Origin of the sequence: Acidilutibacter cellobiosedens, from assembly GCF_004103715.1 — a bacterium.
Taxonomy (GTDB): Bacteria; Bacillota; Clostridia; order Tissierellales; family Acidilutibacteraceae; genus Acidilutibacter; species Acidilutibacter cellobiosedens.
The window spans coordinates 779,094-793,142 of sequence record NZ_CP035282.1 but is presented as its reverse complement, the minus strand read 5'-3'; the positions used below and the strand labels follow the sequence as shown (position 1 = coordinate 793,142).

The following is a 14,049-nucleotide window of genomic DNA, read 5'->3' as shown; positions in this document are numbered from 1 at the left end:
TATTAAAAAGTACTCTCACCGCAGATTATGCAGTTCAAGTACTTAATATATTCTCTGAAATATTTTATTTAATGACTTTCATTTTCAAATACTCATTCATAAAAAAATCTAAATCTCCATCCATTACTCTGTTTGCATCTCCCACTTCTGCATTTGTTCTGTGATCTTTTACAAGAGTATACGGATGAAATATATAAGATCTTATCTGAGAACCCCAGGCGATTTGAGTATATTTCCCCTGTAAATCTTCAATTTTTTCTTTCTGTTCTTCCTTTGCCAATTGAGTAAGTTTGGCCTTTAACATTTTCATAGCGGTTAATCTATTGCTATGTTGAGACCTCTCATTTTGACACTGAACTGTAATTCCAGTAGGTATATGGGTGATCCTCACGGCAGAATCCGTTGTATTTACATATTGACCTCCTGCTCCGCTGGATCTATAGGTGTCAATTTTTAAATCATCAGGATTTATATCTATGGAAATACTTTCATCTATATCTGGAAAAACATCTACACTGGCAAAAGAAGTATGCCTTCTTCCCGATGAATCAAAGGGAGAAATCCTTACAAGCCTGTGAACTCCTTTTTCTGATTTCAAATATCCGTAAACATTAAAACCTCTCACCATCAAAGTAACACTTTTTATTCCTCCTTCTGTATCCGGAAGAATATCAAGTATATCTACCTTAAATTCCTTTCTTTCTGCCCATCTTTTATACATCCTCAAAAGCATCTCAGCCCAATCCTGAGCTTCCAATCCTCCTGCCCCCGGATGTATAGACATAATAGCATCATTTTTATCAAATTCACCATTGAAGAAAGTTGAAAGCTTCAGGTCCTCTATTCCTTTTTCCGATGTTTTCAAAAATTCTTCTGCTTCCTTTATCAGACTTTCATCCTCTTCCTCATTATAGAGCTCCAGCAATACTGAAATATCTTCCAATCCTTTTTTTAACTTTTCATATTCCTCTATTTTGTTTTTAATGTTTTTTAATTCTTGAAGTATTCTCTGAGCCTTATCGGTGTCTTCCCAAAAATCTCCGCCGTAAGTTTTACTTTGAAGCTCCTTTTCTTTATTTTTTAAATTTTCCAAGTCAAAGAGAAACACTCAGTTCTTTTAAAGTCTTTGTTAATTTATCTAATTTTTCTACGTATAAATAAATATCTTCCATTAAATCACTCCTTCAATTATTCGTTTCTTCCGCAACATTTTTTATACTTCTTGCCGCTGCCGCAGGGACATGGATCATTTCTTCCGATTTTCTTCCCTTTTACTATGGTCTTTCCTTTTTTATCTCCTCCGTCAATATTAGTCGAAGTAGCTTTCGCTATTCTCTTCCTCTCCATCTTGTCGGGAGATTCAATATGGAATAAAAATTTAACAGTATCCTCCTGAATATTCTTAGTCATTTCTTCAAACATATCAAATCCCTCTGTCTGATATGCCATTACAGGATCCTGCTGACCATAAGCTCTAAGACCTATCCCCTGTTTTAATTGATCCATAGCGTCTATATGATCCATCCATCTTCTGTCCACTACTTGAAGGAGAATTATTCTTTCAATTTCTCTGAATCTTTCCTCTCCTATTTCTTTTTCCTTCTTATTATATAATTCCTCAGCGGTATTATATAGTTTTTCAACGAACTTTTCCTTATCCAATTCTAAAGTTTCCGATTCATCAGCTATCTTTAGAGGAAATATAGTTTCAAGGTAATTTTTCATACCTTCCAAATTCCAATCCTTTGCCAATTTATTCCCATCGGAATACATATCTACAGAACTTTCTATTATAGTTTTAATCATAGATAAGATATAACTTTTAAGATTTTCTCCATACAAAACCTTTCTTCTTTCTCCATACATCACTTCTCTTTGTTTATTCATAACATCATCATATTGAAGAACATGCTTTCTTATTCCAAAATTGTTTCCTTCCACTTTCTTCTGAGCATTTTCTATGGACTTTGTAAGAATTTTGTGTTCAAGAGGTTCATCATCAGGCATATTTAAGCTTTCTACCATGCTTTTTATCCTCTCGCCTCCGAATAGCCTCATAAGATCATCTTCAAGAGAAATATAAAATCTTGATGAACCTGGGTCCCCTTGCCTTCCTGAACGACCTCTCAACTGATTATCAATTCTTCTTGACTCATGTCTTTCCGTTCCTATAATATGAAGCCCTCCGACTTTAACTACCTCCTGATGTTCCTTATCCGTTTGTTCTTTATATTTCTTCAAAATATCATTATATGCCTTCTTAGCTTCTATTATTTCTGGATCATCCGTTTCCGCAAAGCTGTCAACCAAGGATATAACGTGATCGCTGTACCCCTTCTTTTTCATCTCGATTTTCGAAAGATATTCAGGATTACCGCCTAAAACAATATCAGTACCACGCCCTGCCATATTTGTTGCAATAGTAACCGAATTCAATCTTCCTGCTTGAGATACTATTTCCGCTTCTTTTTCATGATATTTAGCATTTAATACTTGATGAGGAATTCTTTCCTTAGCCAACATTTTGCTAAGGCGCTCACTCTTCTCTATTGATATGGTTCCCACCAGCACAGGTTGACCTTTGGAATGTCTTTCTTCTATATCTTTTACTACAGCATTAAATTTAGCCTCTTCAGTTTTATATATAACATCATGAAGATCTTCTCTTATAACAGGCATATTAGTAGGTATCTCCACTACATCAATATTATATATTTCTCTAAATTCGTCCTCTTCGGTTTTAGCGGTACCTGTCATACCTGCAAGTTTTTTATACATTCTAAAATAATTCTGAAATGTAATGGTGGCAAGAGTTTTTGACTCGCTTTTTACTTCCAGTTTTTCTTTTGCTTCAATTGCTTGGTGAAGGCCATCGCTATATCTTCTCCCATACATAAGCCTTCCTGTAAACTCATCTACGATTATAACTTCTCCGTCTTTAACTACATAGTCGATATCCCTCTTCATTAAATATTTTGCCTTTAAAGCCTGATTTATATGATGAGCAATTTCCATATTTTCAACATCCGCTAAATTTTCCAGCCCGAAGAAATTTTCAGCTTTTTTAGTTCCCTTTTCCGTCAGATTTACTGTCCTTGATTTTTCATCTACAACATAGTCTACTGTCTCTTCCTTTATCTCTCTCTCAAAGATATCCGTTCTGCCCTCATCAGGACTTATTATCCTGCCTTCAAGGAGACCGACAAAATTATCCGCTACATAATACAATTTCGTGGATTTATCTCCAGTTCCCGAAATAATCAACGGTGTTCTTGCTTCATCTATAAGTATGCTGTCCACTTCATCCACTATAGAATAATTTAGTCCTCTTTGAACCATCTCTTCTTTATATATGACCATGTTATCTCTTAAATAATCAAACCCAAATTCATTGTTGGTTCCGTAAGTAATATCACAATTATAAGCATTTCTTCTTTCTTTATTGTCCATATCATGGAGAATACATCCCACAGAAAGTCCTAAAAATTCATAAACCTTTCCCATCCACTGTCTGTCTCTTTTTGCCAAATAATCATTTACTGTCACGATATGAACCCCTTCACCGGTCAACCCATTTAAATAAGCAGGAAGAGTGGCAACAAGAGTTTTTCCTTCACCGGTTTTCATCTCAGCTATTCTACCTTGATGAAGAATAATTCCTCCATACAGCTGTACTCTAAAATGTTTCAATCCAAGAACTCTCTTAGAAGCTTCCCTTACTACAGCAAAAGCTTCAGGTAACAAACTATCAATACTTTCTCCCTTTTTATATCTATCTTTAAATTCTTCTGTTTTCCCTTTAAGTTCTCCATCCGAAAGTCTTTCCGTATCTTTATCGAAAGATTCTATTTTGTCTACTATAGGTGTAATCTTTTTCAGTTCCTTGTCGCTATAAAAATTAGCAATTTTTTTAAAAAAACTTGTCATGTTTTTAATCACCTCTTAAAATTAACTGTTGCCTATTTTCTAATTTTATCACTTATGTGATTTCTTATCAATACAAATAAGTATTATGTCTAAATCAGTAAATTTAACGATTTCACTATTATATCTTTTTTAAAAAATATTGTTTTCCAAATATATATAAATAGACTAAAAATTGCAAGATTTAAATCTTGCAATTTTTAGTCTATTTTAATTAACATTATTAAATCTCTGGCTCAATTAAGCCATAATCGCCGTCTTTCCTTTTATAAACAACATTTACTTCATCTGTTTCCGAATTCCTAAACATAAAGAAATTGTGTCTCAGAAGCTCCATTTGAAGTACAGCCTCTTCCTCATCCATAGGCTTCATAGGAAATTTTTTAGTCTTCACTATTTTAGGTTTGTTCTCCTCATGGTTTAATGGTTGAATATTTTCAAATCTAATAGTAGCACCATTCTGATATCTCTTTTGGAGTTTAGTTTTATATTTTCTGATTTGCCCATCTAAAATATCTACGGCCCTATCAATCGATACGTACATATCATCGCCTGATTCTTCGGCTCTAAGAATATTTCCGGGAAGATTTATTGTTACCTCAATTATTTTCCTATTTTTTTCTACGCTATAAGTAACAAAAACTTCCACATCTTTTTGAAAATACTTATCTAATCTTCCTATTTTTTTCAAGGTAGTATCCCTTAAAGATTCGGTTACATCGATATTCTTGCCTTTAATATTTATCTTCATAAACTCCAACTCCCTTCCACACAAGATAAATTCTCTTATGTTTAATGTATTTATTTTATTATACCCACAAAAAATCTAATATTAACAACTAATATATTTTTTTTAATAAAATATTATGCATCATCTCTGTATAAATATTTATTACTCTTTTTTTTAAAAAATGTGGATAAAATAATAAAATTTCTGTGGATAATGTGCATAATTCTGTGGAAAACTGTTTATACTATAAAATTTATGTGGATAAGTTTCTTAATAAAAGGTGGACAATTATATCAATATATTTTTTATACAATTTATTATATAATCTGTAATTATTTTATAATAATACTTATGCTTTTAATTGCGCAATCAGATGTATCATGATACTACATATTGAATGTAAAAATGTTTCTGCTAAAACATTAATATATTAAGGTAAATCAGGGCTTTTCTTGAAACTCATTTACAGAAAGTTCTTTTTACCAATATTTATAAGTAAGAATTTTCCTATCCGTTATAAAAAAAATATTTATATAGGATTTCAAAATCCTATATAAATATTTTTCTATCTCTTTTCGTCAATTAGTATACTTCCTTTAACCTTTTTGTTATATCCCTTATATGCTCTGTATCCATCTTTAACCTTCTTTAAATTTTCTTTAACATCTTCCAGCTTATCCTTTATTTCTAAATTATTTTCTTTATCTATTATGGAAATAGCCATAAGGGTAGAAGTAATTTTAGTTATAACATCCTTCAAATTTTTCAATTCAGGCTTATCTCGTACATCTATCTTATCTATACTTTCAACTTTGTTTTCCAATTTGTATCTGGAAAACTTAAGAATAAAGATTTTATCCAGTTTGTCAATTTCATCTATTATTTTGTCTTTCTTGTCAATTATCTCATTTAAATTACCTTGTTTTTCTTGAGATATTACAGTTCTTTGTTTCTTTGTAAGAAGAAGCATCTCATCTAATAAGCTTAATTTTTTTTCACTTATTTCAATAAGTTCTGAAACTAAATCTTCCTTCATATCTTCACCTGCTTATTTCCATACCTCATCTTTTTTATTTCCCTTGTAAGTTCTTTCCAAGTGTCCCTAATTTCATTTAAAAGCTCTAAAGACTCGTCTAATGGAGCAATATCCTTTTTTAGATTCGCTGCAATAAGTCGGTTCAAAATAAACTTATATATCTCATCTAAATTTTTCGATATTTCGTATTTCATATCCAAAGAAGAATCCAATTCCACAATTATATCTTGAGCTCTTAATATTGCAGAGTTTGCTTTTTCTATTTCTCCATTTTCAATATGAATTTTCCCAAGATTGACAAATTTAATCGCTCCGTCAAAAAGCATCAAAGTTAATTCTTCCGGAGCTGCCGTTAAGATGGAATTTTGTTTATATTGATTGAGCACACTTAATGACATTCTTCCCCATCCTTTCTATTGTTGGCTAAATTGTTGTGTAAGCCAACTGCTTTGACTGCTCATACTTGCAATGGCCTTCTCCATAGCCGTAAATTTCGTATAATAGCTTTCCTCCTTATCCGACAAGTATTGATTTAAGTCATAAATCTTTTGATCCAAGTCCAATACATCTTCATCAATAGTGCTTATACTTCCATACTTCGTTACAAAATCTATAAGCATATTTGATTTTACCTTTCTGTAAAGGTCCGCTTCATCTCCTGTACCTGATTTAAGGACAATATCTCCCATTCCTTGAATCAAGCTGTCATAAACTCTTGTAACTATACCACTTTGTTTTCTCTTAGCCTCAATCTGTTCTTTCGTCATTTGGCTTTCCTGCATATAGGCATTTGTCCCCTTCAATGCCTCCGAAGAATAATCGGGTTCCTTAAACAATACCTCCAATACTCCGTTGGTATCTTTTCTTAGGGCCTCTTTCAGCTTTGTTTCATCAATAGTAAGCTTGCCTCCAACGCTGCCTTGAGAATAACTTTCAGTGGTTATTCCTATATCAGCTATGAAATCAAAACTTCCCGATACCCCTTCTATTGTATTATATAACCAGCTTCTCATGTTACTCATTGTACTTTCAAGGGTTCCATCGCTGCGCAATAATCCGCTTTTAGCTTTGTCTTCCCATAGTTTTATATCATCCTCTTTCATATCACTCTTCTGATCATCAGTAAGAGGTTGATAATCCCTATATTTCTTTTCAGTAAGAAGGTTACTTGTCTTTTCTACTAATTCATTATAACTGTCCACAAATTTTTGAATCTTTTCATATACGCTGTCCACATCGGTATCAACGGTTACAGTAAATGAACCTTCATCAATTAAATTAAAATCTATACCATTTATGGTAAATTGGTTGGATGACAATAAAATATTCTCTGCACCGTTAAAACTTATCTCTGCATCTTTACCCTCTCTTTTAATTCCATTACTAAGATAAAATGTTTGATTATCTTCATCTTTTCCGGCTACTTTAAGAAGATTTTCGCTTCCTACGAAAAGATTTTTGCCTGTCCCATCTACAACTGTGATTTTTCCATCTTCTCCAACTTCTACTGTTGCCTCTTCTACCTTTAAAAAATTTTTGCTTCCCGTATCGGAAGTTTGAAAGAAAAACCTGTCTATAGTGGAATCATAATTTGCTTTCACTCCCAAAGATTTCTGATCTTTTCCATCTTCACTATAAACCTTGGCATCACTTACGGCCTTTGCCAAATCACTTAAATTGGCCTCGTTTATATTTATGGACACAATATTATTATCTTTATCAACTTTTACCTTTTCTCCCGAATTAACAAATTTAAAAGTCACCGACCCATTACTTGTCGTAACTGTTACTCTTTTCTCTTCATTCTCTCCTATATTCACTCCAAGCTGTTTTAAATTCGTCACATCTCTCTTAATGCCATTTTCATCCTTTGAAATTTCTCCCGTACTTACTAAGCTTACTCCTTCGGCAAGATTTTTCACATTTACATTATAAATCCCATTCACTGATTTTGCCGTAGCAGAAACTTTGGCAATATTTTCATTTGAAGAAATTGCTTTCTTCACCCATGTTAAATTATCATAGGAATTTGAAACATAAGAACCCGTTGATGTAGTACTTACAAGACCCAAGTCTTTTTTAGTATTTAATATAAAATTGGCATAATCTTTATTTAAACTATTATATATTTCCTGCTTCCATACCAATAACTGTTTTTCTTGTTGTACTTCATCAAGTTTTACCCTCTCTGCTTTCATCAGATCGTTAATTATGGTTTCAGTATCTATTCCTGATGCCAAACCTGTTATTCTTGAACTACTGTTCATACAATCACCACCTTAAATTTTTTCATCTACTATAATTCCGGCAATTTCCCATATAGCAGCTACCAAGTCTAATATCTTTTCAGGAGGTATTTCCCGTATTACTTCATTTGTATTTACATCTATTACTTTAACCATTATTTCTTTGGTTTTTTCATGAATCGAAAATTCAAACTTTCTATCATAAGCAATAAATTTTTTATTTGCAGATTCTACAGCGTCAATTATTTCTCCCTCGGGCTTTTCCTCAATCTCCGTTTTTTCTCTCTCTATAACGGTATTATTTTTCCCCAATTCAATATTACGATTTCCCTCCCTTTGATTATTAACAAAAACAAAATCATTATTTACGGAATAAGTTGATAAACTGCTTATTTCCATGCATATCCCCCCTTAGATATTCTACGTAATATATCGGCTTTTAAAAAATTATTCTTTAGTTCTATATTTACTTTTCTTATACCACATAATCACCGCGAAGACATAGATAAGTTTTATTCCCACTCCCCATACTGCTCCCATAGGGTTATATTTTATATTTACCGCTTTTACTAAGAAATAAGATGTAGTAAAAAGCCCCGGCCCCATTCCGAAAATGGTTCCCAAAATGTAATCCTTAAATTTAACAGATGTAACCCCGGATATGCAATTAACTACGCTGTAGGGTATAAAGGGCATACTCCTTAAAAAAAATATATATCCTATTCCAAATTTATTTATTTTTTTTGAAATTTCATCTAAATTTACCTTTCTGGGCTTTCTGTCATAAACCTTATGTACAATTTTCATCACATCATCTCGAAATATTTTAGAAATATAAAAAACTCCTATTGATCCAATTATACAAGCTAAAAAAACATATATAAATCCCTTCAGGCCAAAGAAAAAGCTGCCGAGAACGCTGAACCATGTCACAGGCACAAAGAATGTTATAAATAAAGTAGTCAGTAAAATAAAAAACAGAGTAAAATTCCGATTTTTATCAGCGTTTGAAAAAAAATCAGTTATACTTTCTTTATTATAAATATCTAAATTTTTTACTAAATAAATCATAACAATAAGAAAGCCAAGTATAATTAAAACTTTAAGCATCTTTCTGTTTTTCTTCAAATTAAGCACCTCTACATTATTTAAATATAAATTACATTTATAGTTTTACCCGATTGAATTAAAAAAAATCATTCTCTATTGCCGTATCAATAAACTATTTCCTTCAAATTTTAAAAAATTTTCCAAAACCATCTGCATCAGGTAAAGAACATTCCTTTTCTCTCTAAAATAAAATTATCTCCTATCATAGCTTTATTTTTCTGCAATGGGAGATAATTTCATTTTAAACTCATTCCTTAATTTTAAAATTTACTGTCGTCTATTCCATCTAACCATTCCTTTATAGGTTTTACCACTTCTTTTATGCATCCATCCTCAAAAGGATTTCTGATATTTCCAATCTTTACAAGCTCCAGGAAGGATTTGCTTCCCCCGGCTTTGCATAGCTTCAGATAATCATTCCATGCTTTGTTCCTATCTTCTCTATATTTTATCCAGAACTGAAATGCACAAACTTGAGCTAAAGTATAATCGATATAATAAAATGGAACCTCAAATATATGGCTTTGTTTGAACCAAAATCCTCCCCTGTTTAGAAAATCATTATCTTCATAATCTCTGAAGGGAAGATATTTCTTTTCAATCTCTCTCCATTTGGATTTTCTTTCTCTGGGAGTAGCCTCCGGATTTTCATAGACAAAATGTTGAAATTCATCTACAGTCACTCCGTAAGGAATGAAATTTACCGCACCGCTTAAATGGCTGAATTTATATTTATCCTCTTCATCTTCAAAGAAGAGGTTCATCCAAGGCCATGTCAGAAATTCCATACTCATTGAATGTATCTCCGCTGCTTCAGACGTCGGAAATACATATTCCGGCACATCCATGTCCTTACTTTCATAGCACTGAAAGGCATGACCTCCTTCATGAGTTAAAACATCCACATCTCCGCTTGTTCCGTTAAAATTGGAAAAGATAAACGGAGATTTATATTTGTTAATATAGGTACAATATCCTCCGCTCATTTTCCCTTTTTTGCTTACTAAATCCATAAGTTCTCTATCTATCATAAAGTTAAAAAATTCTTTTGTTTCTTCTGAAAGTTCCCCGAACATCTTTTTGCCGTTTTTTAATATCCAGTCGGGGTCTCCCTTTGGAGTAGCATTTCCCGTTACAAATTCCAAAGGTTCATCATAATATTTTAATGACGGAAGTCCCAATCTCTTCCTCTGTCTCTCTTTTAATTCTGCAACGATGGGAACTAAATACTTCTTTACTTGTTCTCTGTAATTTGCAACCATTTCCGCATTATAATCTGTTCTCGACATCCTGGCATATCCTAATTCCACAAAATTCTTGTATCCCAATTTTTTAGCCATCTTATCTCTAAGTTTAACTAATTCATCATATATCTGATCAAATTTTTCTTCATTTTCCTTAAAGAAATTAGAATGGGCTTCATAAGCTCTTTTTCTTACTTCTCTATCTTTTGATTCCATAAAAGGCTGCAGTTGAGACAGGTTTCTTTCTTCTCCTTCAAACACTATCTTTGCTGAAGAAATAAGTTTTTCATATTCTGTAATAAGTTTATTCTCCTTTACCATATCTTCTATGATTTCAGGAGAAAAAGTTTTAAGCTGAATTTCCGCCAGCTCAAATAAATGAGTTCCCCATTTTCTCTCTAATTCTTTCCTGAATTTTGAATTAACCAATGCTCTGTAATAATTAATTACCACATCTTGATATTCGGGAACCTTTTCATCAAAAAAGCTTTTTTCATCCGCATAGAATTTATCCGTTGTATCTATGGAGTTCCTTATGCTAACAAGAGTTGACATTGTTTCCACTTCTGACCTTAAAGAGTTGATTTCTTGGATAATACTATTTTGTTCTTCAACTTCAACGGATTTGTTAAACTTTTCAATTAAAGAAGAAAAATCCTTCTTTATTTTTTCCATGTCCGGCCTTATGTACTTATAATCTTTAAATTTCATTTTTTGCTCCCCCTTACTATTATATTAAATAATAACAAATTTTATAAAAAAACTCCAGTTAAAAAATATTAATATATATTTCTATGAGAAACTATCCATTTAGTGTATAATATATTATACTACTTATATATTTAAATTGTCGGAGGAAATTATGGATAAATTAGAATATGGAAAAATAATGGCTATACAAGAAAGTGCTACAAAGAAACTTTTAAATTATATAGGAAACTTTTTAAAAAAAGAAAAATTTCTTACCAATATTGATTTTGATTATCCTGAAATTGATGAAGAAAGAACTATGATAGCCTTCAATATATGGTTAAGCCTTGATTATAAAACCAAAGATGGTAAGAATTTTATAGAACACCTTTTGGAAGAAAAATCCGATACTCTGACAAACCTTGAAAAGGAAGTACTCATAGAAAGAAATAAATGCCACATAAGTATATATAAAATTAACAGCATAAAGGGAGATCTAATATATATAGAAGATGTTATTCTTAAAGAAAAATGCGTATTAGACGAACCTGAACTGTCAAAATTGGTGAATCCGTCAGATTTAGTATTTGGAAGAGTAGCAACAGTATTATCCTATAAAAAATTTATAGGTGACATAAGTTTTCTTCCAAAGTTTGTAGAAGATGATATAGTTGAAGATATATATAATGATTATTATAAAATGAAAATACATGATAAAAAACTTTCAATGGAAAAATATTTAAAAAAATACAGCAGTAATGTATACAAAATATATACTGATTATATATACAATATCATAGACCAAGATGACGAAGACGATATTCTTTCGGAGGAATTAGACGATTTTGAAGAATACCTATATGACCATTTCTCTGAGAAATATACTGAAAGGCATATTAATAATCTCGTCGATATATACGATTATTATCTCTCGGGTAAAAATATGACAATATCGGATTTAAAAGACGTTGATATGAATTTATTCATTAAAGATGCAATTAAGGATGGCTTTATAAGAACAAAGACCGAATTAAATTCATATATATCAACACTAAAAAAATATTTTGGATTTCTAAAAGGTATGGACCCCAATTTTAATAATTCTTATGAAAACATATTAAAAATCCAAAATAAAAAAAATGATTATATGAAGGATGAAAACGCACTGACTTTTCCTTTACAATGGAATAATGAAATTCAATTGGTATTAAAAGATAACATAAGTGAAAAAAGTACGATTTTCATAAAAGATTATGAGATATTTTTAGATTATATAAAAAATAACGATGTAAAATTAACCTCCGTAAGAAAACATATAAACAGAGATAATCTATTTAAGTTAAACCTTCTATTTAAAAACAAACGTTCAATGAATCCTCTGTTCAATCAAACAGATTATCCTCTCATAAACTTATATTACTACTTTTCTTTGTGCTATAATTTTGCCAAAATAGAAAAAAACAGGATATATCCAACCAAAGATGTAAAGAGGTTTCATAGCTTAAAACAAGAAGAAAAACTCGCATTATTTATAGAATATCTATGGAATATATTCCCTTGGGATCGTGAATATGAAACTAAAAATTTTGTATTAGAAACAATTTCTAAATACAAAGCGGGAATTACTTACGATTTCGACAAATTTCTTAAAGATGTTTTATATGATTTTCCTTTTATAAGAAATACAATAATGGCCTGTTTTGATTATATGGGATTAGTAAAAATAAATAGGGGAATCCACACCATCGTCATTCTTCCTCAGGGAAAACAAATATTTTCTTTATTGGAATATGAAAGTAAAAAATTAAATAATGTTAAGAATATAGGAAAATTAATATATATAAAAAAATATGAAGAAAAAAATAAATAAGGAGCTTTAATTTCTGCAACGCTGTAGTCTCCATCTCTACAAGTCAATGTAATTCTTTGCTGCAGTAATAAAGCTCTTAATGTTAACCTTTACTGTACTGTTTCCTTTTTCAGCCTCCAAAGTGCTAATCCAAAGCTACCACAGCACATTATAATGAATAATATAGTCACGGGGAGAATATCTTTTGACAAAATTATTTCGTCAAATAACAGGCTACGCATAGCATTAATAATATGAGTAAAAGGGTTAAGGTTCACTGCTACTGCCAATCTCCCCGATAAACTTTCGACAGGAAATAAGGCTGTACTCAAAAAAAATATAGGTAATACAATGGCATTCATAGCCGTTTCATAAACAGCTTCATTTGGTAAGGAAAGACTAATAGCATAAGTCAATCCAGCCATAAAGAATGCTGTCATAAATACAAATAAAGCCATTAAAATCATCCCTATAAATCCCGAAGATATTTTAACCGAGAAGATCATGCTGATAATGCACATGACGGCAACTTCAAAAAAAGTACACAAAACCGCTTCTAATACCTGACCGAGTATAATGGAGCTTCTTTGAATCGGAGCAATTAATATTCGGTAAAAGCTGCCATCCCTTTTCATGATATAATTCATAATGCCGCTACTGCTGCAAGCTCCAAAACTTACCAATACAATAAGCCCAGGAAGAATAAATGCCGTATAGTTTTCAATTCCTATATTCTTCATGGACTGTCCGGCAACAGCACTATATAAAACCAACCAAAGCATAGGCTGTAAGATGGTAATCATAATTGTAAAAGCATTGTGGAATCGCCACTTTATATTGCGCCAAAGAATAATAAAAACGTTCATTAACATACCTCCCTTCCATTTTCACCTGTCAGTCTGATAAAAACATCTTCTAAGGTAGGCTGTATAATTTCTATACCCAAGAAAGGAATATCATGATCTAACAACCAACGATTTACCTCGTAGAGCTTACTTTGAAACATCATGTTTTCCGTAACTGACAGATACATATCAATAGATGTATTCTGTGCAACGCAAGAAATATGAGGACGTATTGCAGCGGCTTCATGATAAATATCTTTGCCCAGCATAATTACACTACCAGATGTTGGGTACAGATAAGTAGTCAATACCTTAATAAGGGTTGATTTTCCTGCTCCATTTTGTCCTAAAAGAGAAAATATCTCTCCCTCATTT

11 protein-coding genes and 1 pseudogene are annotated in these 14,049 nt (G+C 31.6%); 1 reads left to right on the top strand and 11 read right to left on the bottom strand.

The annotated features are described in order from the left end of the window. Positions 1 to 64 precede the first annotated feature (64 nt). From prfB to EQM13_RS03720, 9 genes are all read right to left on the bottom strand, one after another. Positions 65 to 1,172, bottom strand: a protein-coding gene (gene prfB, locus EQM13_RS03760) for a peptide chain release factor 2 (protein ID WP_206172798.1) whose coding sequence is annotated in 2 segments (ribosomal slippage) — positions 65 to 1,096 and positions 1,098 to 1,172 — 1,107 coding nt in all. Because the reading frame shifts where the segments join, the coding sequence is not laid out codon by codon here. A 16-nt stretch (positions 1,173 to 1,188) separates the two neighbouring features. Beyond that, positions 1,189 to 3,927 carry a preprotein translocase subunit SecA gene (gene secA / locus EQM13_RS03755; protein WP_071139642.1) on the bottom strand — a complete coding sequence of 913 codons (2,739 nt, stop codon included), beginning with the start codon at positions 3,925 to 3,927 and terminating at the stop codon, positions 1,189 to 1,191. A gap of 220 nt (positions 3,928 to 4,147) precedes the next feature. Next, positions 4,148 to 4,675 carry a ribosome hibernation-promoting factor, HPF/YfiA family gene (gene hpf / locus EQM13_RS03750; RefSeq protein ID WP_071139641.1) on the bottom strand — a complete coding sequence of 176 codons (528 nt, stop codon included), beginning with the start codon at positions 4,673 to 4,675 and terminating at the stop codon, positions 4,148 to 4,150. A gap of 544 nt (positions 4,676 to 5,219) precedes the next feature. Continuing rightward, complete coding sequence (flgN, locus tag EQM13_RS03745) at positions 5,220 to 5,690, bottom strand: flagellar export chaperone FlgN (protein ID WP_128751999.1); 471 nt, start codon at positions 5,688 to 5,690, stop codon at positions 5,220 to 5,222. Continuing rightward, the gene (fliS, locus tag EQM13_RS03740; RefSeq protein WP_071139639.1) at positions 5,687 to 6,088 is read right to left on the bottom strand and encodes a flagellar export chaperone FliS; all 402 of its coding nucleotides are present in this window, start codon (positions 6,086 to 6,088) and stop codon (positions 5,687 to 5,689) included. Before fliS ends, flgN begins: the two co-directional genes overlap by 4 nt. A 15-nt stretch (positions 6,089 to 6,103) precedes the next feature. Then, a complete protein-coding gene (gene fliD, locus EQM13_RS03735) occupies positions 6,104 to 7,957 on the bottom strand; it encodes a flagellar filament capping protein FliD (RefSeq protein WP_128751998.1) in 1,854 nt (617 codons plus the stop codon). A 12-nt stretch (positions 7,958 to 7,969) separates the two neighbouring features. Continuing rightward, positions 7,970 to 8,335, bottom strand: coding sequence for a flagellar protein FlaG (locus EQM13_RS03730; RefSeq protein ID WP_071139637.1), 366 nt, complete (start codon positions 8,333 to 8,335; stop codon positions 7,970 to 7,972). Between the two features lie 48 nt (positions 8,336 to 8,383). Further along, on the bottom strand, positions 8,384 to 9,064 hold the full coding sequence (locus EQM13_RS03725; protein ID WP_071139636.1) for a TVP38/TMEM64 family protein: 681 nt from the start codon (positions 9,062 to 9,064) through the stop codon (positions 8,384 to 8,386). Between the two features lie 242 nt (positions 9,065 to 9,306). After that, the gene (locus tag EQM13_RS03720) at positions 9,307 to 11,001 is read right to left on the bottom strand and encodes a M3 family oligoendopeptidase (protein ID WP_071139635.1); all 1,695 of its coding nucleotides are present in this window, start codon (positions 10,999 to 11,001) and stop codon (positions 9,307 to 9,309) included. 151 nt (positions 11,002 to 11,152) lie between these two features. On the opposite strand from EQM13_RS03720, the gene EQM13_RS03715 reads away from it, so the two are divergent. Beyond that, positions 11,153 to 12,850, top strand: a complete 1,698-nt coding sequence (locus EQM13_RS03715; protein ID WP_128751997.1) for a hypothetical protein — start codon at positions 11,153 to 11,155, stop codon at positions 12,848 to 12,850. Between the two features lie 89 nt (positions 12,851 to 12,939). On the opposite strand, the gene EQM13_RS03710 is transcribed toward EQM13_RS03715, so the two are convergent. Together EQM13_RS03710 and EQM13_RS03705 are read right to left on the bottom strand one after the other, a co-directional pair. Beyond that, positions 12,940 to 13,695 carry an ABC transporter permease gene (locus tag EQM13_RS03710; protein WP_128751996.1) on the bottom strand — a complete coding sequence of 252 codons (756 nt, stop codon included), beginning with the start codon at positions 13,693 to 13,695 and terminating at the stop codon, positions 12,940 to 12,942. After that, positions 13,695 to 14,045: pseudogene (locus EQM13_RS03705) on the bottom strand (ATP-binding cassette domain-containing protein); the annotation flags it as partial. The pseudogene EQM13_RS03705 and the gene EQM13_RS03710, both read right to left, overlap by 1 nt. Positions 14,046 to 14,049: the final 4 nt, after the last annotated feature.

Excerpts from the sequence above, each read along its gene's own strand:
- EQM13_RS03720 (WP_071139635.1), bottom strand. The coding sequence starts at position 11,001 with ATGAAATTTAAAGATTATAAGTACATAAGGCCGGACATGGAAAAAATA.
- EQM13_RS03715 (WP_128751997.1), top strand. The coding sequence starts at position 11,153 with ATGGATAAATTAGAATATGGAAAAATAATGGCTATACAAGAAAGTGCT.
- fliS (WP_071139639.1), bottom strand. The coding sequence starts at position 6,088 with ATGTCATTAAGTGTGCTCAATCAATATAAACAAAATTCCATCTTAACG.
- EQM13_RS03710 (WP_128751996.1), bottom strand. The coding sequence starts at position 13,695 with ATGAACGTTTTTATTATTCTTTGGCGCAATATAAAGTGGCGATTCCAC.
- fliD (WP_128751998.1), bottom strand. The coding sequence starts at position 7,957 with ATGAACAGTAGTTCAAGAATAACAGGTTTGGCATCAGGAATAGATACT.
- flgN (WP_128751999.1), bottom strand. The coding sequence starts at position 5,690 with ATGAAGGAAGATTTAGTTTCAGAACTTATTGAAATAAGTGAAAAAAAA.
- hpf (WP_071139641.1), bottom strand. The coding sequence starts at position 4,675 with ATGAAGATAAATATTAAAGGCAAGAATATCGATGTAACCGAATCTTTA.
- EQM13_RS03730 (WP_071139637.1), bottom strand. The coding sequence starts at position 8,335 with ATGGAAATAAGCAGTTTATCAACTTATTCCGTAAATAATGATTTTGTT.
- secA (WP_071139642.1), bottom strand. The coding sequence starts at position 3,927 with ATGACAAGTTTTTTTAAAAAAATTGCTAATTTTTATAGCGACAAGGAA.